Origin of the sequence: Yersinia bercovieri ATCC 43970 (assembly GCF_013282745.1) — a bacterium.
GTDB lineage: Bacteria > Pseudomonadota > Gammaproteobacteria > Enterobacterales > Enterobacteriaceae > Yersinia > Yersinia bercovieri.
In genome coordinates this window covers 3,073,970-3,098,047 of the sequence record NZ_CP054044.1, presented here as the reverse complement: position 1 = coordinate 3,098,047, position 24,078 = coordinate 3,073,970, and the positions used below count along the sequence as shown (strand labels likewise).

The following is a 24,078-nucleotide window of genomic DNA, read 5'->3' as shown; positions in this document are numbered from 1 at the left end:
ATGAATTATTTCTATTACAGCGCTAAGATACTTACTCAGCCAGCCACTGGTATAACTTTTAACCTGTCACCTTCATGCGACAAAGGAATTTTATGAAATTATTAGCTCATCTTCCGGCGAACATGGTCGCGATTGAAATCGCACAGTCTGGTGGGCCGGAAGTGTTAGTGTCGGTAACACGGCCGATCCCTATGCCTGTTTCTGGTGAAATACTGGTTAAAGTTTCCGCCGCTGGGGTAAACCGCCCAGATGTGATGCAACGTCGTGGTCAATATGCACCACCGCCCGGAGCCTCCGATATTCCCGGATTAGAAGTTGCTGGCGAAGTGGTTGCTACCGCTGCCGATATCAGCCGCTTTAAGATTGGAGACAGAGTGTGTGGCTTGATAGCGGGTGGGGGTTATGCCCAGTACTGTGTCATACACGAAACCAATGCCTTGCAGATCCCCGATAGCCTGACTGATATCGAAGCGGCGGCTCTACCAGAAACATTCTTCACTGTATGGACCAATCTCTTCCAACGTGGACATTTTACCGCGGGTGAAACTGTTTTAATTCATGGAGGATCTTCCGGCATAGGAACGACTGCAATATTACTAAGCAAAGCATTTGGTGCAAAAACCGTGATAGTCACTGTAGGTTCTGAAGAAAAACAGCAGGCGTGCCTAACATTGGGGGCAGATATCGCAATTAATTACCACACTCAGGACTTTGTTGCTGAAACCAAGCGAGCAACATCCGGTAAAGGCGTCGATGTTATCGTTGATTTAATTGCCGGAGACTATGTCGCTCGCAATTATGAAGCTGCTGCCATGAATGGTCGTATTGTTCAGATTGGCACGCAGAATGGTAACGTCAAAGATCTTAACCTAATGTTAATGTTGCTAAAGCGCTTAACACACACCGGTTCTACATTGCGTTCACGCAGCGTAGCGGAGAAAGCCCTGATCGCCAAAGAGTTAGAACAACAAGTTTGGCCGCTGCTGAGTGAGAGCAAAATCAAGCCACAGATCTTCCGCACGTTCCCACTGGAAGAAGCATCAAAAGCGCATGAATTAATGGAAGGCAGTACGCATATCGGCAAAATTGTCCTGACAGTTTAGCGCTGTTTTGAGACCATTATTAGCCACATGGTGATAAACCATCAGACGAAAGTGAGCATTAAGTCGTTGCTTTCGCCTGATGAATAAATAATATACATCTCTATTAACCACCTACTCACCTATAACAGTTTAGCTAGCGAATTTATTGAACTGCTATACTTTAGATTTAACCTTCCATGCTATTCTATAACAAGCGGTATGGTTAATTTTATGAGTTATTAATTACAAGGTCATAATTATGGACATAATTAAAAAGATATTAATCGACGACATCGCAAGAATAAATCAAAAAGAAAAAAGAGATGGTCGGTTAAAATTTAACAGCGATTTTGTCTACAAGCACCCATATCTCTGTCTGGCGATGCTAGTATCATACTTTTTTGTTTTAGTTTTAATGTACTTAACGCCCTATTTTGGCACCGGGTATATGATTGCTTTTACCGTTTTCTTTGGCCTGATGTCAGCAATTCTGATGATGGAAATCAAGCCAGTCTTTAGGTTTGAGGATATAGGTGTTCTTGATTTACGTGTCTGTTACAACGGTGAGTGGTTCTTTAGTCGTGCGTTATCAACACAAGCTATTGATGAGATATTGAATAATAAAAATATCAGTGATCAATTTAAGATTCGCTTTAAACATATTATTAGCAACAAAGGTGAGATAGATTTTTACGATGTCTATGATTTGGCCTATTTGCAAAAAAAGTCGACTCAATCCAATGAGCCAAGTGCCATCACCTCATTAACCAGTACATCAGCTTGAAAGCAGTAAGATTAAAAAACACTTTTTCCCTACCACAGGGGCAAAGTGGTAGCCGTAGCTTGGCCTCTTTATCTATCAGATAGATTAAATTTATTAGGCAAAAGTCGGTAGTCCATTAAAAAACCGCCTATAATAGTGCCAATACACCTAATAATAAGAGGCCAATACCGGTATGGATAAGATTGACGAACAATTGATTGCTATTTTAGCAGAAAACGCCCGTATTTCGCTGAAAGACTTGTCCCAACAAGTGAACCTCTCCTCTCCCAGCACATCTGAACGCCTGCGGCGCTTTGAAGAACGAAATATCATCCGTAGCTATACATTAGACCTAGACCAACGGGCATTTGGTTATAACTTGCAAGCTATTGTGCGCGTTAAGCCTTTGGTAGGGATGTTGCATATAGTCCAACAAATGATCCAAGAAACACCAGAGTGTGTTGAATGTGACAAAGTGACCGGTGATGACTGTTTTATTAGCCGTTTACACATTCAATCTATGGAGCAACTGGATATCATCACTGATCGATGGTCAGAACACGCCGAAATCCAGACCTCGATTGTAAAATCATCACCCATTATGCGGCGGTTACCGCCATTAGCTCAGTTAGTTAGGGGCTGTAAATTCTGAAAATTGTGTTACAAACCTCACTTTATCTATAATAAAGCGTTATGATTCTAATCATTGGATGAATATCTAACAGCGGATAATCGATGAGTAGTGATAATCTAAATCAGGCGTCAGATTCATTGATTCTTACGCTACCCCACAGCCGTTGGGACCAGGGGGATGGCAACAGTGCTGTTGAGGCTCTGGAGCAAGGCAAAGTTCTATTTTTACCCCATCTTACTTTTGAACTGAGTGAACAGGAAAAACAGCTGCTTGATCCTGCATTGGTTGATGTAAAACGTAAGAATATCAGCTTCAAACCACAGGAAGGCGTGCTCACTGGTGTCACTGATGAAACCAAGGTGGCATTAATTCGCCAGTTGCTTGAGCGCTATTACCAAAGTTGCCTCAGTCTGGTGAATCAATTACTGCCGGAGTATACCTCCGCCCTACATAGCCCGACCAATAGTCTACGTTTGCACCCAGTGACCGCCTGGCGCGATAAGACATCTTGGCGTAAAGATGATAGCCGCCTACATGTTGATGCTTTCCCTTCTCGCCCTAATTATGGTGAGCGCATCATTCGTATTTTCTCCAATATCAATCCTCATGGTGAGCCTCGTGCGTGGCGGGTGGGCGAAGAGTTCACACAGCTTGCCAGCCGCTATTTACCCCAACTTGAACGCTATTCACCTATCAGTAGTTGGCTCCAACATAAAGTGGGTATCACTAAGTGCCGCCGTAGCCATTACGACCATCTGATGCTTCAGTTACATGATAAAATGAAGTCAGATTTGGACTATCAAAAAAATGGGCTGCAACAAGCGATTGATTTCCCACCCGGCAGCAGTTGGATCTGTTTTTCAGATCAAACCCCTCATGCGGCGATGGGTGGGCAATATATGCTGGAACAAACTTTCCTACTGCCAGTTACTGGAATGAAAAACCCTCAGCAATCTCCGCTAAAAATACTGGAATCATTAACGAAAAAAGCGCTGATATAGCTGATAGCTTGTTACTGAGTATATACGACCAGGAGTCTGCAACCAGGCCGGCTCCTCAATAAGGTTATAATCGCCTCGCTAAATAGTATTCCCTGCTAATCTTCTGAAAAAAATTCGCTATTCCACTTGATCCCCACTAAAAAAATAAATATCATTTTTCGCGTCAAGTAAACAAGGGTTATAATAGCTAGTGCATTGGAGGTTAATATGGTTAAAGTCTATGATAGAAATAGAAACCAAATTATCCCAGGCAAACGTGTTATGGTCGCGCAAACAGGGGAAATAGATGTAGCAAAAGCTATCCATGCGGATGGTTTGGCCCCAGTACAAGCAGAGCGCGAGCCAGTTGTAGAGTTACAACATACCGGCGCACGTTACGTGCCTTTTGATTTAGTCAGACTGGGTTAATCCTTTGTTGAGCTACACTGTTTTGCAGGCTAATGTCTCACCGTATTAATATCAATTCTTATATGCCGGAGTGAATCTGTATCAATGGGTCACTCCGGCGCTACTTTATATAACGCTAATCAGCTTCATGATTAATAGCCACAAAGTTTTTAACTCAATCGTTATATATCCGGCTAGCAGTAATACCAGCCGGATAGCACTATTTTAAATATGACATGCAGGTTCAATAATCTGAGCCACTCTCTTTTGGAAGGTATCAAGCTGGCAAAGTTTATCTGCCCCATTGTTCTCACAACCAGCTATCTCAATGGCAACAATACCGGCTGGATGAATTTTCAGATCTAATTTTTCGCTATTCCGTAATTGATCCATCGTTTGGTAGAACATCTTAACCGCAACATATTGCTGATGGTTATCTGGATTCTGCCATAGCTCAAACACCAACCCTCCGCCCGGCGGGGTATTATCAGGCTGTTGCGGTAGTTGCCAGTTAGCTCCCAGCATACCCGCAACATTAGCAATATTGGTATCATGACCACCAAGGAAAAGGAGTTTGGTTTGCGCGGATAATGGCAGTGTTTGCCCTTGACCATCCCGCTGAAGTACTAGCGCCGTGTCGATCTGTTGCAACAACGGTGTTCCCTTATGACGGGCGATATAAGGTGTTTTGGCCATCAAATCAAATTGCGCATTATGTAGCGATAATAATGAAACCCAATTCTCTGCTCCACTTAACCGATTCCAGGCAACATCCGGCATCCCTTGCGAATTTTGCAGCAAGAAGATTTCACCCAACGTGGATGATAATGCCAGCGGCCCACTGAGCGAGACCTTTGTCCCCTGCTTATTCACCTTAACTTCATTGGCAGCAAAGGTGGCAAAATCGCAAGTTTTTCCTTGCTGCTGTAGTGAGTTGCAGTAGGGTGAAGCGGCGAAGTTTAGGATCTCGCCCATCTGGGCAAATGGCTTAGCATAGCGCTGGCTAAGTTCACTTAATGGCCCCCCCAGTCGCGCCTCAATTGCCTGTTGGCTTTGTGCCGAATCTAACTTACACACACCTGCTTCTACAGGATGAAACAGCGGATCGACCTTTTTCAAATCAGCCTGATAATGCACCTTTAGGCCACAACCCGGCGCTATACCATCAAGGAATGCTTGCCCCGTTAAGCGAGTTCGCTGATCAACATCGGCTTGCGCATAAATGGCTCCATCTGCCGGGCACCCTGCTGGGAGTAACCCTTGACTGCGGAAATAATCACCATAAAAGCCCCCCATCAGTGTCACTAATTGCGCGCCTCTGGGGGTTAGATAGCCAGCTTGAACTGGCCATTGTGGCCACTTATCGGGTGTCACATCATTCATTAACTGTGTTTGTTTAGTCGGCGAACGAACACCATGGCGACTCAAGATAACCACTCGCTCCAAAGTGTAACCGGTCACGGGTGCAGCAATAGGTGCAGCATTGATCGCGAAGCTAGCGAGCATTAAGGCCATGGTGGATAACCGCATACGATTTATTGCTATTGTCATAATTTTATATCCTTATTAAAACTACGAATATTTTTCCACAACGAGTATGGTCGACGATAGCGAACCTCACCATGTGTGAAAGCAATAAACAGCAAAACAGCTAATTGGGTCTGGCATGGACAAACGGAGAATAATTTATATAATCAGGCCAAACAAATGAAAAGGTCTGATTATGTCATTTACTGAGTGGGTAATTTTAGGTGTGGTTATTGGTTGTGCCGTTGGCGCACTACTGAAGATTTTTGGTAAGAAAAAAGAGAGCTAGCCTATTTAGCTCTCTTCTCAAAATAAACAAGCGGCCATTGCCAGCCGCCTTTAATATTTATTCTCTGCCGTAATAGGCTACTAGCGTGTAATAGGAACTGTTACTTCAGCTTGCACAAATCCATATCGGCTCAGTGGTGTGACTTTAACGGATGTTGGCGCTGATTTAATCGCAAACTGCTTAGTGGCTCCAGGCATAATATAGGGGTTTCCCAACGCAACAACTTCATTACCCGGCACTAAAATCACCTGTGGCCCAAGGCGAACCACATGTTTGCTTGGGTTCTTAATGATTAAATTGTTGCCTGAGGTTGAGAGGAGTAGCTCCTGCCATGGTGTTTTAATCTGTGGCACCGCATTCGGCTGGATCAGAAAACCAATCTCCTGGCGGATTGGCATCACGGTCGCATTGCCCGGAACCTGTTCAACACCCTCAAATGAGGCTTTTAACAGCACTTCAGTATTAAGAGCCGTACCTTTTTTCAGCACAAAGTTAACCTGCTGGCTTTGCCCGGCATCAATGCGTGCCACTGGCGGCGAAATCAAAATCTGCTTGCTAAGATTTTTGCCATCTAAATCAACCAATTTAGTGACCAATAATATCGGGTTAGCGGAGGTATTATCGATGGTAAAACTGGTGCGCCCCTCACCTTCTTTCAAAATAACCGTCGTGCTCTCTAATTTGAATGAAGCATAAGAGGTGATGCTCCAGCAAGTTAACAGAGCCAGCAAACTCAAAATAAGTAGCGAATTAAAACGTTTGAAGATATGGAAGCATCCAGTCACTATACTCACTCTGCGGTAGCTAACCATTGTATTTTGCATAATAGATCCTATTTTAAAAAGTATTTACTGAGTATCTGACTATTTTTAAATTTAATGACATACCGCGTCGGCAACTTCATACAACGTATCCGGATCAAACTTATCCGGTTCTGCATAATTCACTACGCACTCACTGCTATTAGCCGGTTTTATGCGTAACATGATACCAATTGCTCTGTTTTCCAGCATAAAGTTACCATCGCCGATAATAGTACCCAGAAAGTTACCCTTTTCATCAAGCACGTTGGCACCTACCGGCATCATCTCACCCTGGCTGTCACGAATAGTCAGCAACAACTGGCGAGTCTCTGTCGCCTCAAAATAGCGGGTTGCCACAGTGCCACGTGTCACCCTCAGTTCAGCACTGGTGCTATTAAGACGGATATTCAATGGCAATGTTTTGGTACTTATTTGTGCTTTCGATACCGTATAAGGCATGACTGATGGCAGCAGTGCCGTCCCGGCATAATCGGTAATCGCCATACCACTACCAGGCGAAGAAACACGCAAGTTAGATTGATGAGGGACACTCACCACAGCAAAGGTATCGCCAATCGCCGATGCTGAAGTAGCAAAGGTGTCATTCGCATAAGCCACTGATCCACTTAATGAAAGGTATGCTGAGCGGCTATTATTTGTCGCCTGAGATACCCCACTAGCCAGTTGTGAATAGGCCGTTTTTATATTCAACGCACCATTAATACGACGTTGTCTATCACTGCCAGTTATCCCCACTGAGTACCCTTTATTGTCATCCCAGCGCCCCTGATAAGTGCTGCCTAATGTCATATTGCCATTGGCGCGCTGCATTCGCCCACTGAGTGACCCTTGACCTAATGGTAGGTTAATACCAACATAGATTGCACTCTGCCCCTGCGAGGTAGATTGGAAACTCAGCGTCGTAGTCACCCGGCCAAATTGCTCGCTCGCAGAAAAAGTTTGGGAAACAGTGTCGGCCGCCTGATAATAGCTATTATTAGACAGCACATAGGAGAATGCGCCCCACCGCGGATGCGCCCATGTTACGGCTGCCGAGGTGGAATTTTGTAATTTCCCGTATATTAAGTCCTGCAGATTATTGTTACTGCTCAGGGCATTATCCGGCGACCAGTAATTAGCTGAATTGTATACCGTCGATAATGAAGCACTTAAATTGCCAGTCATTGCCAGTTGGTTCTGCAACATAAACTGATATCCCTGACCCGCATCCTGGGTATTGGTATAACTTGCCGCCGCTGAAAACCAGCCATTAGCTAAATCGCTATAAAGGTTTTGCACACTGATATTCTGATAATCAGTAGAAATTAGTCCGGCAGACGTCATACGAAAAGAGTTCGCCGGGTTAAACGATATTTCGCCCGAAACCAAGAGTGGCGACTGACCTTTATCATCAAGCAACGTATTCCGATAGCGACCTATCGCCAATTGGTGTGTGGCGGCCTGCTGCTCAAAATTCGGGTCAAGAGCATTGGATACGGTGAAATGCTGCCGTGTACCATCGTCTTCAATTATATCGACGTCAGTCACGACGCCACTGGAAAAGTTACTGATATTAGATAGCGAAAATGGCCCTGGCGCGACAACAGTTCGGTAAATAACTCGCCCACGCTGACGGATTTCAATAGTGGCATTGCTATTCGCTATCCCTTCAATTGGCACCGTGAGCTGCGTATTATTCAACTGAGCATTATCGGAATATAACTGAACACCCGCGACTGGCAGACCAGAATATGTATCGCCGACCAGAGCAAATTCACCCAGTTGCACAACAGATTTTAATGACTCCACAGCACGCAATGCGTAAGTTTCCTGATTGTCGTAACTGTTGATTCCTTGGTTATAAGTGTAGGCGCCACGGTTTCGCAGTACCCAGTTATTAACGTTGATACCCGGCTCAAATTGTCCTTGAAACAGATTGAGGCTATCGTTGTTGCTCTCGAAGCGCTGACCAAATAAGTTATAGTTAAGCAATAATGCGTGACCACCCTGTTGGTAATCACTGCCTTCCATTTCAGGATCAAAAGCTTCTTGCGGTAATGTCATTTCCACCCGAAATTGGCCGGGAAATAGCTTAACAGTCACCCCAGGCCATAATGTGTCAATATTTTCGCAACCATTATCACTGTTTTTATGGCGTAACTTCAGTCCCATCAATAACTGTTTATCCGCACATAATTTGCCTTCACCATCAAACGTCGCGGTGACAGAGTAGGTTTTATTGGCATTGATAATAATGGTGACATCATGCTGACCCGGTAAAAATTTATCCTGTGTACTGAAAAATTCAGCTAATTTCGCTGAGAAGCCCAAACCTTCCAATGTTTTTATATCAAACGCCACTGCCCCCTCTTTAGTCGCGGAGAGAGCCGCAACGGGAAAAAGAGACAATATAAACGCGATAAGCGGGAACGAAATACGACAGGCAAACAAAATAGCGCCCCGAAAATAAGATGAAGAAATAAGTTTTATTAATGGATGGTACAGACAAACATTATCAAGATATCGAATATCACTCTCGGTTTAGTCTCTTCTGTTCGTTTCTTGAATAAAAAACACAAGACGATTTAACCAAAAAAACCCTGTGTATATGCAAACTTCATCAGCTAAATGGCAAAAGAGAATTTCAATTTGAGATATAGGGGCGGATAAATTCTGCCCCTATATCTCTATCGTTAGGTAGGCAAGGACTAGATACCAAAGGCGAAGTTCATCGTCATTGAGCCGTCGATCTCTGCATCTTCAGTGATCGGCCCGCCCATGGTGGTGGTTCCTGCCAGAATCGGGCTTACTGTAATGTCAGCGGTAAACACTTTGCCGACACTTTGGGTATTGGCTGCAGAAGACCAACCGGTGCGTAAACCTGTTGTCAGGTTAGCGGTGGTGGCCGCTGCAAAGGTGGTGGTGGCGGAGGAGAACACATTAGAGACTTTACCGTCCACAGTACCATTCTTCATCTGCGCATTGTAATAACCGATTTTACCAGTGCCATTCACGTTACCCAATCCGAAGTTAGTTGTACCTGCAACACTTGCAGAAGCCGTGCGGTTATCAATGGGGGTAAAGTTTAGATAAGTTTCTGCATCACAGTTTACCGTCCAATGTTTAGTTATTGGCGTCAAGGCAGTCGTGGCGGTGCCTGATTTAACTAAAGATGAAGATAGGTTACCAAAGTCATATACGCCGTCATCTGGCGCAACGATGGTGCAGCTTGGCACTGTCAAGCTACCTACTACTTTTAATTCCGCAGTAGGTGCGTCTGCATTGGCAGCATTAATACCAAAAATTAAAGAGGAGAGTACGGTAATTTGGGCCAGTTGCTTTTTCATTTTAATAATCCTGATATGAAATGTATCGTATTTCGATACTTAATCGACCTATAGGCTGACGCCTGCGGCTTAATTTCATTTATTATCTGTTAATGCAGAAAATATATGAATTAATTAACAATGAAGTTATTAGACGATTTAAGAGTTTCCTTGTATATAAGATAAGATGTCGATCTTGTGTGGGAATATTCCTACGTCGCGGTTATTTACCGTCCTACGCGGGTTTTATTTATCCAAAAAATAATTACCTCACTAACTACATGACAATTAAATAGTAGATTTATTGATCAATTTATTTTATTAAAAGATAACCTTGAAATTTGTAATTCCACAATAAGCATATTGAATCAGCACCTTGCTGACAAAATCCCCATTTATACTCCACATTTTATTATTTTATATTATGGCAATTCTTAATGGATTATTATCTTAGGTTCGATGTAGGCACCTCAAAAATAAAGTGATGCTCATTGATGCCCATTTCAATAAATGTTTTATCGCATCCGGTGAGACATCCCATCTGATGGTGATAAAAGATCACGCGGATTTATCCCCTAACCAGGCAAACTTAGTGTGATAAGGATCGCTGAATTTTTTTTCTATAAGTGCTTGAATAATGGCAGAGTGCGAGGGGTTTCCCTCCGCTGAAAGAATATCTCCTCGGGTGTTTTCGAGGCGGCCTTTTCAACCGCTCATGTCTCTCTCCATGAAAGGGTTGCGAACATGGCCCCTTTTGCGGCATGTTTACAACAACACCTCCCTGCTTTAGACGTTCGAATGATCACTTTGTGAGCAACCTGATGATTAAGTGGCTGTGGAAAGCAAATCAACCGCAAGCGGAGATACTTGCACAGTGGCGCGAAGCCCTGGATATCCCCTTGTTAGCGCCGTTGAATGAGCAGGAGCAAGAGCGCCTGGTCTCTGTGGCGAGTCATCTGCTACAACAAAAACGGCTTGTTCCGTTGCAGGGGTTGGTATTAACCCCTCTGATGCAAGCTCGTCTTACGCTGCTGTTTGCACTGCCCGTCATGGAACTGGGCGCTAAATGGCTAGATGGCTTTCATGAGGTGCTCATTTATCCTTCGCCTTTTGTGGTTGAGGATGAGTGGCAAGATGACCTCGGCCTGGTACATTCGGGTCAATCAGTACAATCCGGCCAGAGCTGGGAACAGGGGCCGATTGTCCTGAACTGGCAAGATGTCCAGGACTCATTTGATTTATCAGGCTTTAATTTAGTCATTCACGAAGCCGCGCATAAGTTGGATATGCGTAATGGTGGCAACTCAAACGGTGTGCCGCCCATTGCTATGCGGGATGTCGCTTCGTGGGAGTATGACCTGCATCAGGCGATGGATAATATTCAAGATGAGATAGATATGGTCGGTGTCGAGGCCGCCAGCATGGATGCTTATGCCGCCAGTGACCCGGCGGAGTGTTTTGCCGTGTTATCTGAATATTTTTTCAGTGCGCCTGAGTTGCTGGAGGGCCGCTTCCCTGCTGTTTATCAACATTTTTGCGCGTTCTATCGTCAGGACCCACTGGCCAGACTGAAACGCTGGGAAAAGCAGTAGCGCCATTTGTCGCAATTGCTCAGCATCTGAGCAGTCGCGCTAAATGCACTCATTTAACGTTGACAGCATCAGACATGCCAGATATCATGCGCCCCGTTCACACGATTCCTCTGTAGTTCAGTCGGTAGAACGGCGGACTGTTAATCCGTATGTCACTGGTTCGAGTCCAGTCAGAGGAGCCAAATTAGAGAAGCCCGCTTAAGGAAACTTAAGCGGGCTTTTTGCTTCTCTTTTTTATCAAATGACTTCTCTTATTTATCAAAACGAAGAGCTGCTTATCTGGCCTCTTTACCAACCCGGTTTTACAGCGCATAAAAAATCAGTGCGGCGATACCACCAAATAATAGCCATTTGATCAGATAGTAAATTCGGCGATTCCAGGCTTTCAGCCGCTTACCCACTTTGCGCACCGCGTAGATGTATTTAAACATCCGGTTCACGCCACCGGTACGATCCCCCTCTTCATTAGGTGCCGTGGCAGCACTCATCAGATGACGCCCTAACCAGTGGTTAACCCATTGCGCCCAGCGGTAGCGCATCGGGCGCTCAATATCACAAAATAGAATAAGCCGGTTCTGCCCGCTTTGATTTTCGGCATAGTGAATATAGGTTTCATCAAATAAGATCCCCTCGCCGTCGCGCCAACTGTAAGTTGTTCCATCAACATCAATAAAACAGCGATCGTCATTCGGGGTCATTAAGCCCAAATGGTAACGCAGGGAGCCGGCATAAGGGTCACGATGTCTGGGTAAACGGCTGCCATCCGGTAATTCAGCAAACATCGCCGCTTTCACTGATGGCAACTCACGTAATAATGACGTGGTGTGCGGGCAGAGTGTCATCGCCGATGGGTGGCTATCTTCGTACCATTTCAGATAAAACCGTTTCCAGCCCGTTTTAAAGAAAGAGTTAAAACCCGCATCATTATATTTATCCGATGCTTTTATCTGCTGGATAGCCATCAGTCCTTTGCCCTCCTCCCTGATTTGAGGCCAGTTTTCGCGCAGGATGGCAAGCTCGGGGAAAAGATCCTGCTTTAGATAGGGGGTGGTGGGAACGCGTGAAAATAAGTACATAAACACATTAATGGGTGAGACAAATGTCGAGTGGTCTGAAAGTTGCCGCCAGAATTTGTAACGTCTCTTCCCTCGGAAATGTACATAGGCGACACAGAGGATAAAAACAATTAGCACGATATATTTCATGATTTCCTATCAGATAAATATGGCTGGTAGAAAAAGATTTAGTATATCTATATTAAAATTTCCAATTTTAAATTCTGAGAACTTATTTTATAAATCGATAGCATCAATATTAATAAGCAATAAGTGTTTGAATATCACTGTCGCTAACGGTGAAACAGCCGGTAAAACAGCGGCCTGCGGGGAAATCATCACTTAAGCCCCGTAATAGTTGCAATTCAAAACGCCCAGAGAGTAGCGAATAGCTAATAAGCCGCGCCTCGAGAAAGTCAAAATAGCGACCCAGTTGCGGATATACTGCTTTGAATAAGCTCTCTTTGGCTGAAAAAGCTAACGTCAGCAAATGGTTGAAAGGCAGCGGGCCTTCCTGAGAGTTGCGGTACTCCTCCTCACTGAGAATGCCGGGCCATAAATCTTTCGCCCGCTCAACAGGGATCAGCCCTTCGATATCCAGCCCAATGCCATGGCGGCTTGCCGTTAATGGCTCCACTGTAGGAGTGATGATTTGAGCCGTGCATAGAGCGCGTTGGCGATTATGGCTGATGCTCCCAATCAGGCCGGGGGGCCACTGGGGTGCACGATCCAGCCCATTGACCAGTGGGTAGTCTCGGATTTCTAGCATATTCAGAACTTGGCGGGCCACAAAGCGCCCGGCCAGATATTCAGCACGCCGTTGACTCACGGCCTTGTGCAAGCTGCCAGGAAACGCAATGCCATAGACAGCAAAGAGTTCATCCCGGTATTCATTGACATCAAAGTCACATTTCGCCAGCAGTCCGTGAAACAGTGGCTGACCATTCAAACCGCTGGCGGGCAGTGCGGCGAAGGTAAAGTTACGGATAAAGACCGACGTCACTGGTTATCCTAATCCTATTGATTCATCGGCTTTATAGTAGTCGGTAACCTTCGCCATCACAATATTAGAACCCTGCCCAATGAGGTAACATATATTGGGACAGGGTGTTAACTCAGCACAGAGGCTTAAATCAGTACCACAGACTCATGATTGGCCAGCCGACCAACAACAGCATGGTGATATAGAACACGCCCATGATCCCGCCCAACCGCCAATAATCTTTCGATTTCACATAACCGCAGCCATAGATAATCACACCAGGGCCGGTGGCGTAAGGGGTCAGCACCCCCATGATCCCGATGGAGAGCACCAGCAGCATAGATAAATGCTCCATCGGTACACCACTCAAACCTTTACCTACCGCCAAAATAACCGGCAGCATGGTGGCGGTGTGAGCAGACAAACTGGCAAATAGATAGTGAGAGAAGTAGAACACCAATACCAGCGCTACCACCGTAATTGTCGGTGAGAAACCATCCAGATGGGTGCTCATGGTGTTAGCAAACCAATCAATGAAGCCGGAACGGGTCAGGCCATTGGCCATCACCACCAGGGTTGCCAGGTTAACCAAGGTATTCCAGGCGCTGGAGTATTTGGTGATATCTTTCCATGACACCACATGCAGCGCCAACATGAGGGATACGGCCAGCAAGCCGACGGCTGTCGCATCAATGAATGCGCCGCCAAATACCCATAGACACAGGCTTAGCAAGACTAAACCTATCAGAATCATCTCTTTGCGAGTCAGCGCCCCCATCTCATTCAGTGCTGTTTGCGCCCAGGCCGCCACTTCATTACTTTTTGTCACGCCGGGTTTATACAGCACATAAGAGAGCCAGGGTGCCACGATCAGCAAAATTAACCCAACAGGTAAGAATGCCAAGAACCACTGCATCCAACCGATATGGACGCCAGCTATCTTATTCACAAACTCAATACCCAACACATTAGGTGCCGCGCCGGTCACAAACATCGAGGAGCTGATACTGGTGCCGATCACCATCATCCACATCAGATATCCACCAATGCGCCGTGATGATGGATCATTGGGGAATGAATCGAACAGCGGCGGCAGGTTTTTCACCACCGGGAACACGGTGCCACCCGTACGGGCGGTATTCGATGGTGTGAAAGGGGCCAGCAGAATATCGATGATGACAATGGCATAACCCAGTGTCAGGGTGCGCTTGCCCATAAATTTAACCATAAACAGGGCTATCCTGCGGCCCAGTCCGGTGGCTTCATAGCCGAGAGCAAAGATAAATGCGCCGAATACCAGCCAGACGGTGGTACTGGAGAACCCTGCCAGCCCCCATTTCAGTGACTCTTTGCCGCCATTAAAACCAGCATCTGCCACTTCTGCGGCGCTAAATAGCACCCAGTCAGAGCTGAGCACACAGATAGTCACCGCGATAAAACTGATCGCCGTGGCGGGAATCGGCTCTAAAATCATCCCCACAATCATGGCGACAAAAATCGCGAAATAGCGCCAGGCTTGAGGGGGCATTCCTTCCGGGGTCGGGATCAGCAGCAGAATGGCCAGCACCACAAAGGGGGCGAGCGCTTTCCATAATTTCTCTTGCGACTTCAACATAAAGAGACTCCTATAACACCGTTATTATTTTTTGTGAGAGGGATGATGAGGGAACTGCGCCAGCAACCAGGTCAAGATCAGCAGGTCAGCACTGCCGCCGGGGCTTAGGTTGCGGGCGATACATTGGGCGTCAAACTCTTGCACCCGCCGCTGGCTGAGTGGGTCACCCATCCCTGCCGGTGAGAGTGAAGTCAGAATTTCCGTCGCCTGTTGTTGTAGCCACTGCAGCCCCGCCATACCGCCGCGGGAGACCACATTGGTATCGCGATTGACGGAGATCAAAATCAGCAAGGTGTGCAATAGGGCGTGGTCAGGTGGCGTACCGGCAGCTAATAAGCGCTGATACGCCGGTAAGGCATGGGTCAATACGGTGGCGAAGCCAGACTCAGCCTCGCCACGTGCGCCGGTCAGGCCATGTTGATAGAACAGTCGCTGCCCCGCAGTTTGCTGTGGGTTTGACTGGCACAGCTCGCGTTGTGTCAGCCCACAGCAGAGGCTTGCAGCCTCGTGGCAAACCGCATCAGCATTGATCTGTTCAGCGCGGGCCTGCAGCCGCCCCAGTGCGCAGCAGATCAATCCCAACGAGAAAACCGTGCCTTTATGGGTATTGACGCCGCCAGTGGCGCGAAACATGCTGTTTTCACACGCCAGCCCCAGTGGGCGCAAACTGTTCAGTGCCGCCTGCCCCAGCACATGGTGATGGTTGATGCCATGCTCAATAAAGCGCGGTAGCCATGGCGCAATCGCATCGGCGCTGTGATAAAAGTCGATTAGCGCCATATCCTTATGTGCGCCGCAGTTGCAGCGATCGACTAAACCGGGCTTCGGCGTCAAGTTGACCTCGGTCAACATCGCCCGATACGCCAGCCCGCCCCAGTAGGTTGAGAATCCAGAAACCCCGCCAGCCAGCACTGAGGGGGATGATGTCGCCCTCTCGTCAGTGCGTTGCAGTTGTGGCATTGAGCATCAACTCCATCTGAGCCAGTAGTTCGTTGATGCTGTGTGTTTGCGCCCGACCACACACATTGGCGGGGCGGTGACACAACAGGCAGCGGCGCGGCGGCAAGCCAACATCACGGCGTGACAGGATCTGGCCGGTCGCATCGAGCACATCGATATCCCATAACCGACCCTGCGGATGCTTAAGCTCAAGGAGCAGTGCCGCATCCTTCACCTGCTCAGCAGGCAAATCAACGGCTATCAAACCTTCGCAGCCGGTCGGTAGCGGAAAGACCTCTTGCTGCAACACCGGCCAACGCTGCTGTTGACTCAAGGTGGTGATCGCCTGCCATGCCAGGGCAAACAGCTTGCGCGTCAAAGGGTTATCTTTCACCGCGCCGGGTGCCACCAGGGTGAGTGAAATCAAGCTCACCTGATGGCGCGCCAGCCAGAGTTGTTGTCGGTTCTGGCGGGATTCACGACTGGTGAGCAACTCCGGCAGACTAATGGGCCGATTGGCAGCGAGTGCGGGAGAGAGCGTATTCATCGCCTACTCCTCTATCTGATGCACAACATCAATCACTGAACCGTCGCGGTAACGCACCACCGCCACCACGCGATCAGTGAACTTGATGGGCTGCGGCACCCCGGTCAGAATCAACGCGCGCTGATAGAGCCAATCGATACTCACCACCGGCAACCCCGCTTGCTGCAAGCGCTCTGCCAGCTCAGGCCGAGCCGGATTGACCGCAATACCGTGATCGGTCACTAAAATATCGATGCTGGAACCAGGGGTGACACAGGTGGTCACGTTATTCACCAGTGTTGGGATGCGCCCACGAACCAGTGGCGCGACGATAATCGAAAGACGCGCCGCGACCGCCGTATCACAGTGACCACCGGAAGCACCGCGCAATACGCCGTCCGAGCCGGTCAGCACATTGACGTTAAAACCGATGTCAATTTCCAGCGCACTGAGCACCACCACATCCAGCCGATCGACTGACGCCCCTTTTGAGCTGAAATTGGCGTACTGATTAGCGCTGATTTCAATATGACGTGGATTGCGGGCCAGCGAGGCGGCGGCTTGGCGATCGAAACTTTGCACATCCAGCAACTTGGTAATCAGCCCCTTCTCATGGAGTTCCACCATGGTTGAGGTGATGCCGCCCAGGGCAAAACCTGCGGTAATTTTGCGCCGCAGCATTTTGTCCTCAAGAAAACGGGTAACGGCCAATGATGCCCCGCCAGTGCCGGTTTGCAGTGAAAATCCATCAACAAAATAGCCCGATCCGGCGATAACCTCAGCGGCACGCCGGGCAATGAGTAATTCGCGGGGATTGGATGTCATGCGGGTGGTATCAGCGCCGATCTTGTCGGCATCACCCACTTTTTCAACCTGAACAATCAAATCAACCTGATCCTGCGTAATGCTGGCGGGGTGATGGGGATAAGCCACCACGGCTTCGGTCAGCAGCACCACACAATCGGCATATTCGGCATCTACTCTGGCGTAGCCCAAAGAGCCGCAACAGGCGTTACCGCTAAAATCCTTGCTTTGACCAACACCATTGGTATTGCCGAATTCGTCACAAGCGGGCACGCCGATAAAGGCGACATCAATGGTCAGCTCGCCGGATTCAATCAGGTTAACCCGCCCACCGTGGGAGTGGACTTGTACCGGTTTACCTAATAATCCGCGCGACACCTCCTCTGCCAGTGGCCCGCGCATTCCGGAGGTGTAGATCTCGCTGACCACGCCATTGCGGATATGATCCACCAGCGGTGAATGGCAGTCGCTCAGGGAGCTGGAGGCCAGGCGCAGATTTTTGAACCCCATGGCGGCGATGGCATCCATCACCAGATTCAAGGTTAAATCGCCGGCACGGAAGGCATGGTGGAAGGAGATAGTCATGCCATCTTGCAGCCCTGAACGGCGGATCGCCTGCTCCACGGAATCGCACATCTTGATGTCACGGGGTTTTTGCGCCTGCAAATTGGCTTTAGAGGCGTTTTGATACAACTGATACGCCGGGCCATTGTCCTGACGGAGAGTTAAGCTTTCTACTCGTTGTTGCCTATTCATCTTCTATTCCTCACGCAAACCGCTGACTGCACGTTGCAAAACCAACCGCGCCCGCTCAATCACCGGGCTATCCACCATCTTGCCGTTCAGGGAGACCACCCCGCGCCCTTCGGCTTCCGCTGCCGTGGCGGCATCGACCACCGCCTGCGCATGGCGAACTTCTTTTTCGGTCGGGGCATAGAGGTTGTGTAACAGTTCGATTTGCCGTGGGTTAATCAGCGATTTGCCATCAAAACCCAACTGCTTGATCAGCGCCGCTTCCTGCAAGAAACCGGCCTCGTTATTGGCATCGGAATAGACGGTGTCGAAAGCCTGAATCCCCACCGCGCGGGCGGCCTGTAAAATTGAACAGCGCGCAAACAGCAGTTCAATGCCTTCTGCTGAGCGCTCGGTGCGCAAGTTGCGGACATAATCCTCCGCCCCGAGGGCTATCCCCATCAGCCGCTCAGATGCCTGGGCAATGGCCAGCGCCTGTGTGATCCCCTGCGCTGACTCAATGGCTGCCAACAGGCCCGTGCTACCCACTTCGCGGCCACACTCCAACTCGATACGGCTGATCTCCCGCGCCATATCCTCCACATCTTTCGCGCTATCGGTTTTCGGCAAGCGCACGATATCGGCCCCACCGCGCACCACCGCCTCCAAATCCGCCAGCCCATAAGCGGAGTCCAACGCATTGACCCGCACAATGGTTTCCACATCTTGATAAAGCGGGTGTTGTAAGGCGTGATAAACCAAGCGGCGGGCGGCATCTTTTTCGCGCAGGATAACCGAGTCTTCCAGATCAAACATCAGCGCATCTGCCTGATAAATAAAGGAATTACTCACCATGGCGGCATTGGCACCGGGGACGAACAACATGCTGCGGCGCATTCTATTTTTCATTTCAGTTTTCATCACTGCGCTCTCCATGGCAGAATTTTTTCATCGCAGGCCCTGAGTAGCGCGGTTTCAAGTCGTGCCTGCAAAACGCAATCCAGTGCGCCTTTATCATCAATAATCAGTTGCACCCCAGTGACCTGATGCTGCTCCAGTAACGCCAGGACGCTGTAGCGAATGGCCTCACCAAACTGTTTATCCACACTGCTGTGAATTTGCAGGTCTATTTCCGGTGGATTTAATGGCGCGATACGCACCATGACGTCGCTCGACTCCAGTGTTCCGGCGACGGCCTCTCTGATAATTTTCATGTTTCACCTGATTAACTTATCTTCAAATTCAGTGGCTTCTGACTGACGTATCAGTACCTATCTTTGCGCCCTGCTTTATCGACCCATATCAATCGACTAAAACAGGGCTGGATTCTTTGCGGGCAAGGCGCTTTTCTCACTACTGGCCGCCTTTTGCCCGCGCTGGGCTAGTAGTCGCTGTAAGTAGTGGCAGGTGGCAGGCGGAACCAGTTTGCGAATAGTGTCAGCGTCTCCCTGCGCTAATAATTTGCGCACCCAAGAGGCGGAAATGGCGGTGTTGTGATATTTAAGGCGCTCAATCTCCACCAGTGAGATCGGGGGAAATGGCAATGCCGGTGTTTCCAGCCAGTAACCCATATCGTGGTTATATTTGGCGGTCACGGTACAAAATGGCTCTGTTCCCACAAAGCGGTGAGTCACGCCCAGCGCCGGCGCTAAATATTGGCGGAATATTTTCAGATCGATTTCGGTATAGCAGTCATCCGCCACACCTTGGTCTTTAATGAAATAACAGGGGAATGTGGCGCGGGAGATCATATATTCCGAACCGGGGTGTACCGTGAGATTAGCAATATCTTGTGTGCCATCGAGCACTAATTGCAGCCGGTCGCTATAAGGAAAACGTGAATTATCTTCTTTCACTAAAAACAGATGTAACCAATCACACTGCGCCGCAGCTTGGCGCACTAAATATTGATGTCCACGGGTAAATGGGTTGGCATTCATCACGATGCTGCCAATTTTTTGCCCTGGCTGATGTAATTGGCTTAATTGCCTGGCATAGCGCTGCAAACGGCAGGCGCTATTTTCCATTAGCACCACAATGCCAGGTACATTCGCTATCGGATAAAAGCCACAATCTTTAAATAGGCTCTCATTTTTCGTTTTGGTATAGATAAACAGATGGCTGTGGTGGCGTTCATAAGCTAAGTTGACCAGCTCGGTTGCTAGTGTCAGCGCCAGGCCCTCTCCCCGAACCTCCTCACTGATGGCCACACACTTGATAATATTGCCCGCAATGCCACCGCAGGCCACCAATTTTTCATTGCGACTGACGGTAATAAATACGTCGACAGTGGTATCTATATTCAGATCGTTAACACGCAAGAAGCGGGTTATTTCTGCAATCTGCTGATGCTCTGAACGATTAATTCGGCTAAATACCACATCCATAATTGACTCTCTGCTATAACGTTTACATAACAAATAAGTGACAAGTTAAATGCTTGGGATTAAATAACTTAATGTTCACTCTTCAAATAAAGAATTCACATAAAAACAACAATGTGAAATAAGATAACTCCAGTCTGTTTTTAATTAGAATTAATTGACGAGCACATGCTAAACATAAAAATAGCGTGATTAATTGACCTATTTCACATATAAGATAGTAAATATAAGTTATTTAATGGTTTTAATTTTCTTAATTATTAATATATATTTTTATTTCTCTTAGCTATTTAATTATTACCTAAATTGACTTATGTTAGCGCCAGTGTTTTTAGTATCCAAAGTTTTTGGCGTGGCAGGTAGGCTGCAAGCAAACGAACCCCGAATCATTTACTCAAGTAACTGATTCGGGTGAATGCGTGCCGCTAACCCCCCTGTAACGTCAAATACGAAAGATATATGTTAATTAAGGTGAGTAGTGTGCCGAGTCATTCCCCAGTAGGTAAATTAAAATGGCGCGGTCGCATCTGGAGCCGGTTGAAGAATATGGCCTTCCCGCTGCGGATATTTCTCCTGCTACTTACCGTCTCGATTCTGCTTGTCGGTGCGCTAGATCGCTTCCTCAGTCACAACTTTGAGCAATATCTGCTGGATCAAGTCAGTAAAACTGCAATGAATCAGGCCAAAATTATCGCGTCGATGGATTCAGTGGTGAGTGCGGTTAAACATCGCGATAAAGAGCAGTTGGCGCAGATTGTCAGCCGATTGGGCAACACCTCAGACCTTGACTATCTGGTGATCGGCGATACCCAATCCATTCGTCTTTATCATCCTAATCCGCAGATGATCGGCTACCCGATGCAGTGGACCAAACCCGGCGCACTGGAGAGGGGCGAGAGCTACATTATTTTTGGTAAAGGTTCGATGGGCGAAGCCATGCGGGCCAAAACCCCGATCCGCGATGAGCAGGGGAAAATCATTGGGGTAGTCTCCCTCGGTTACCTGATCAGTAAAATCGATCACTGGCGGCTCATCTACCTACTGCCCCTCACCCACTCATTTATTATCGTGCTGGCGCTGTTGCTATTGCTGTCATGGCTGTTTGCCCACCATATCCGCCGCCAAATGATGGGGATGGAGCCGAAAGAGATAGCACGGGTGCTACGCCAGCAAGAGGCGCTGTTCGGGGCGGTATTTGAAGGGCTACTGGCGGTTGATCCTGAGGGGAAGATCACTGCAATCAATCAAAATGCGCGTAAAATGCTGCGCATCTCCGCCACGCCACAGCAGTTGATTGGTTGTAAAGTCAGTGAGGTGGTCTCGCCGGACCACTTCTTCCTCGATCAAACTGGCGATAACCGCCAGGATGAGCTTTGCACCTTGAATGGCTTAAATACCATTGCCAATCGGGCCGGGATCTGGTCGGAAGAGGGGGTGTTTCAAGGCTGGGTGGTGAGTTTTCGTAGTCAGGATGATATTCATACCCTCAGTGCTCAGCTCAGCCAGATTCAGCAATATGTCGAGAATCTGCGCACTGTCCGCCACGAGCACCTGAACTGGATGTCAACCATGAGCGGGCTACTGCAGATGAAAGAGTTTGATCGGGCGCTGGAGATGGTGAAAACCGAATCTTCCTCCCATCAGGCGCTAATTGATATGCTACGTACGGCGTTCAATAACCGGCAGATTGCCGCGTTACTGTTTGGTAAATATCACCGCGCCAGGGAGTTAGGGCTGAATTTGAACTTTGTTCCCGGTTGTCAGTTGAGCAACCTCCCCCCGACTATTGGCGAGAATGAACTGGCCGCCATCATCGGGAATTTACTGGATAACGCCTTTGAGGCCAGCTTGAAAAATCCGCACAGTGATAAGCAGATTGAGATCTACCTGTCCGATGAGGGTGACGATTTGATTCTGGAGGTGGCTGACCACGGATGCGGTATCGAGCCACAATGGCAAGATAACCTATTTGAACAGGGTGTCAGCTCTAAAAACTCCGATGAACACGGTATTGGTCTCTATCTGGTGGCGACCTATGTTCAGCAAAGTGGCGGCACCATTACGATAGAAGAAAATCCGCCATGTGGCAGCCTATTTACAGTCTTTATTCCGAAGACGCATTGATCTCAAAGACGGGGAGATCCCATGGAATGGCTTAATATTTTAGTGGTAGAAGACGAAACACCGCTGGCAGAGATGCATGCAGAATTTATTAAACAGAGCAGCTATTGCCATGAAGTCTGGCTGGCGGGTAATTTGCAGCAAGCCCGCAGTATGGTGGCCCGCTTTAAGCCCGATTTGATTCTGTTAGATAACTATCTGCCCGATGGTAGTGGGTTGGAATTATTACGTGAAATGACCTTACAGGGCTTCGCCGGCAGCATTATCTTCGTCACCGCAGCCAGCGACAGTGAAACCGTGTCGGAAGCTATCCGCTATGGGGTGTTTGATTACCTGATTAAGCCGGTGGCCTACGAGCGCCTGGAGCAATCATTGGCGCGATACAGCCACCGCCATCAGGTGTTGCAGGACGGCACCAAGGTCAATCAGCGCCAGATCGATGAGATGTACAATACCTATGCCCGTGGCGAGCAAAAAGTGACACTGCCATTGGGTATCGACCAGATGACGCTAGATAAAATCCAAATGCTATTTAGTGATAATGCCGTTGAGTACACTGCGGAAAATGTCGCGCAAGTGCTCGGATTAAGCCGCACCACCGCTCGGCGTTATTTGGAGTTCTGCGCCACCAACCAAGCGCTACAGGCCGAGATCATTTATGGCAAAGTCGGCCGCCCACAGCGCATCTACCGCAGCAGGAAATCGGCGTAGACCCACTCCGCGCGCCACCACCGGTGGAGCGCGGCATTTTATAGCAATAATTGGCTATTTCCTCATCAGATTTATCTTGCATATGTTAAGCCTCCAACATTTCTGATAACAATTATTGCTCAGCTAATGATTGATCAGCATCATGCATCTATCTGCTCCACAAGAATGAAAAATCATGATTAATGTTGCATTGATAGATGACCATACTGTCGTCCGCTCAGGGTTTGCCCAGTTGTTATCACTGGAAAAAGATATTCGCATTATTGGCGAGTATGGATCGGCGGCTGAGGCGTGGGCCAATTTGGCCAACATTGATGTCCATGTTGCGGTGATGGATATTTCGATGCCGGACGAAAGCGGGCTAAGTCTGCTCAAGCGCCTGCGCCAAAAAATGCCCCATTTTCGCGCCATTATTCTGAGTATTTACGACACCACCGCCTTTGTGCAAAGCGCGATGGATGCCGGTGCCAGTGGTTATCTCACCAAACGCTGCGGCCCGGATGAGCTAGTGCAAGCGCTGCGAACCGTCAATGGCGGGGGCCTCTATCTCTGCTCCGATGCGCTGCGGGCGCTCCGCCATATGCCACAACAGCCGCAACAACTGGCAGTGCTAACACCGCGCGAGAAAGAAATTTTCCAGTTATTGATCAACGGGATAAGTGTCAAATCCATTGCCGAGCAGCTGCGGCTCAGCCACAAAACCGTGCATGTGCATCGGGCGAATATTCTGGGCAAGCTCCAGTGTGAGACCACGGTCGAGTTAGTGCATTTTGCGCTGCAACATCAGCTGTTAGCAGGTAACTGA

General features: G+C 48.1%; 22 protein-coding genes and 1 tRNA gene. 10 read left to right on the top strand and 13 right to left on the bottom strand.

Annotated features, from left to right (window positions below):
• Positions 1–92 precede the first annotated feature (92 nt).
• The 5 genes from HRK25_RS13950 to ydfZ all read left to right on the top strand — a co-directional run bounded on the left by HRK25_RS13950 (position 93) and on the right by ydfZ (position 3,888).
• Entirely contained in the window at positions 93–1,103 is a 1,011-nt protein-coding gene (locus HRK25_RS13950; RefSeq protein ID WP_005277396.1) for an NAD(P)H-quinone oxidoreductase, read from the top strand.
• A gap of 238 nt (positions 1,104–1,341) precedes the next feature.
• A complete protein-coding gene (locus HRK25_RS13945) occupies positions 1,342–1,866 on the top strand; it encodes a YlaC family protein (protein ID WP_005277399.1) in 525 nt (174 codons plus the stop codon).
• 172 nt (positions 1,867–2,038) lie between these two features.
• The gene (locus tag HRK25_RS13940) at positions 2,039–2,497 is read left to right on the top strand and encodes an Lrp/AsnC family transcriptional regulator (protein WP_005277400.1); all 459 of its coding nucleotides are present in this window, start codon (positions 2,039–2,041) and stop codon (positions 2,495–2,497) included.
• 83 nt (positions 2,498–2,580) lie between these two features.
• Positions 2,581–3,480 (top strand): Kdo hydroxylase KdoO, encoded by a 900-nt coding sequence (locus tag HRK25_RS13935; protein WP_005277402.1) that lies wholly within the window; start codon positions 2,581–2,583, stop codon positions 3,478–3,480.
• A gap of 207 nt (positions 3,481–3,687) precedes the next feature.
• Positions 3,688–3,888: a putative selenium delivery protein YdfZ gene (gene ydfZ / locus HRK25_RS13930; RefSeq protein WP_005277404.1), complete on the top strand. Its 201-nt coding sequence runs from the start codon at positions 3,688–3,690 to the stop codon at positions 3,886–3,888.
• Positions 3,889–4,092: 204 nt separating this feature from the next.
• Here the strand turns inward: ydfZ and HRK25_RS13925 are convergent, their stop codons facing one another.
• From HRK25_RS13925 to HRK25_RS13910, 4 genes are all read right to left on the bottom strand, one after another.
• Positions 4,093–5,397, bottom strand: a complete 1,305-nt coding sequence (locus HRK25_RS13925) for an AppA family phytase/histidine-type acid phosphatase (protein ID WP_409994338.1) — start codon at positions 5,395–5,397, stop codon at positions 4,093–4,095.
• A 366-nt stretch (positions 5,398–5,763) separates the two neighbouring features.
• Complete coding sequence (locus HRK25_RS13920) at positions 5,764–6,507, bottom strand: fimbria/pilus chaperone family protein (protein ID WP_032898533.1); 744 nt, start codon at positions 6,505–6,507, stop codon at positions 5,764–5,766.
• 51 nt (positions 6,508–6,558) lie between these two features.
• Positions 6,559–8,937, bottom strand: a complete 2,379-nt coding sequence (locus tag HRK25_RS13915) for a fimbria/pilus outer membrane usher protein (protein ID WP_032898534.1) — start codon at positions 8,935–8,937, stop codon at positions 6,559–6,561.
• Positions 8,938–9,194: 257 nt separating this feature from the next.
• Positions 9,195–9,833 (bottom strand): DUF1120 domain-containing protein, encoded by a 639-nt coding sequence (locus HRK25_RS13910; protein ID WP_005277414.1) that lies wholly within the window; start codon positions 9,831–9,833, stop codon positions 9,195–9,197.
• An 800-nt stretch (positions 9,834–10,633) separates the two neighbouring features.
• On the opposite strand from HRK25_RS13910, the gene mtfA reads away from it, so the two are divergent.
• Together mtfA and HRK25_RS13900 are read left to right on the top strand one after the other, a co-directional pair.
• Complete coding sequence (gene mtfA, locus HRK25_RS13905) at positions 10,634–11,404, top strand: DgsA anti-repressor MtfA (RefSeq protein WP_032898536.1); 771 nt, start codon at positions 10,634–10,636, stop codon at positions 11,402–11,404.
• Between the two features lie 106 nt (positions 11,405–11,510).
• Positions 11,511–11,586, top strand: a tRNA-Asn gene (locus HRK25_RS13900).
• A 120-nt stretch (positions 11,587–11,706) separates the two neighbouring features.
• Here the strand turns inward: HRK25_RS13900 and lpxO are convergent.
• The 9 genes from lpxO to citC all read right to left on the bottom strand — a co-directional run bounded on the left by lpxO (position 11,707) and on the right by citC (position 20,444).
• Positions 11,707–12,609 (bottom strand): lipid A hydroxylase LpxO, encoded by a 903-nt coding sequence (lpxO, locus tag HRK25_RS13895; RefSeq protein ID WP_032898962.1) that lies wholly within the window; start codon positions 12,607–12,609, stop codon positions 11,707–11,709.
• A 109-nt stretch (positions 12,610–12,718) separates the two neighbouring features.
• Complete coding sequence (locus HRK25_RS13890; RefSeq protein ID WP_005279124.1) at positions 12,719–13,462, bottom strand: 4'-phosphopantetheinyl transferase family protein; 744 nt, start codon at positions 13,460–13,462, stop codon at positions 12,719–12,721.
• Positions 13,463–13,592: 130 nt separating this feature from the next.
• Positions 13,593–15,056 (bottom strand): anion permease, encoded by a 1,464-nt coding sequence (locus tag HRK25_RS13885; RefSeq protein ID WP_005279126.1) that lies wholly within the window; start codon positions 15,054–15,056, stop codon positions 13,593–13,595.
• A 24-nt stretch (positions 15,057–15,080) separates the two neighbouring features.
• Positions 15,081–16,016, bottom strand: coding sequence for a triphosphoribosyl-dephospho-CoA synthase CitG (gene citG, locus HRK25_RS13880; RefSeq protein ID WP_081444653.1), 936 nt, complete (start codon positions 16,014–16,016; stop codon positions 15,081–15,083).
• The gene (gene citX, locus HRK25_RS13875) at positions 15,994–16,542 is read right to left on the bottom strand and encodes a citrate lyase holo-[acyl-carrier protein] synthase (RefSeq protein WP_005279131.1); all 549 of its coding nucleotides are present in this window, start codon (positions 16,540–16,542) and stop codon (positions 15,994–15,996) included. The genes citG and citX overlap by 23 nt, the downstream gene beginning before the upstream one ends.
• Positions 16,543–16,545: 3 nt before the next feature.
• Positions 16,546–18,081, bottom strand: a complete 1,536-nt coding sequence (citF, locus tag HRK25_RS13870) for a citrate lyase subunit alpha (RefSeq protein WP_005279133.1) — start codon at positions 18,079–18,081, stop codon at positions 16,546–16,548.
• A 3-nt stretch (positions 18,082–18,084) separates the two neighbouring features.
• Complete coding sequence (locus HRK25_RS13865; RefSeq protein ID WP_005279135.1) at positions 18,085–18,978, bottom strand: aldolase/citrate lyase family protein; 894 nt, start codon at positions 18,976–18,978, stop codon at positions 18,085–18,087.
• Positions 18,978–19,271: a citrate lyase acyl carrier protein gene (gene citD / locus HRK25_RS13860; RefSeq protein ID WP_032898964.1), complete on the bottom strand. Its 294-nt coding sequence runs from the start codon at positions 19,269–19,271 to the stop codon at positions 18,978–18,980. The genes HRK25_RS13865 and citD overlap by 1 nt, the downstream gene beginning before the upstream one ends.
• 96 nt (positions 19,272–19,367) lie before the next feature.
• Positions 19,368–20,444, bottom strand: a complete 1,077-nt coding sequence (gene citC / locus HRK25_RS13855) for a [citrate (pro-3S)-lyase] ligase (protein WP_005279138.1) — start codon at positions 20,442–20,444, stop codon at positions 19,368–19,370.
• A gap of 456 nt (positions 20,445–20,900) precedes the next feature.
• Between citC and dpiB the strand changes: the two genes are divergently transcribed.
• The 3 genes from dpiB (at position 20,901) to HRK25_RS13840 (ending at position 24,078) form a co-directional block, all read left to right on the top strand.
• Positions 20,901–22,565 carry a sensor histidine kinase DpiB gene (gene dpiB / locus HRK25_RS13850; protein ID WP_071984956.1) on the top strand — a complete coding sequence of 555 codons (1,665 nt, stop codon included), beginning with the start codon at positions 20,901–20,903 and terminating at the stop codon, positions 22,563–22,565.
• A 21-nt stretch (positions 22,566–22,586) separates the two neighbouring features.
• A complete protein-coding gene (gene dpiA, locus HRK25_RS13845; RefSeq protein WP_005279142.1) occupies positions 22,587–23,273 on the top strand; it encodes a two-component response regulator DpiA in 687 nt (228 codons plus the stop codon).
• 175 nt (positions 23,274–23,448) lie between these two features.
• Positions 23,449–24,078: a response regulator transcription factor gene (locus tag HRK25_RS13840; RefSeq protein WP_005279144.1), complete on the top strand. Its 630-nt coding sequence runs from the start codon at positions 23,449–23,451 to the stop codon at positions 24,076–24,078.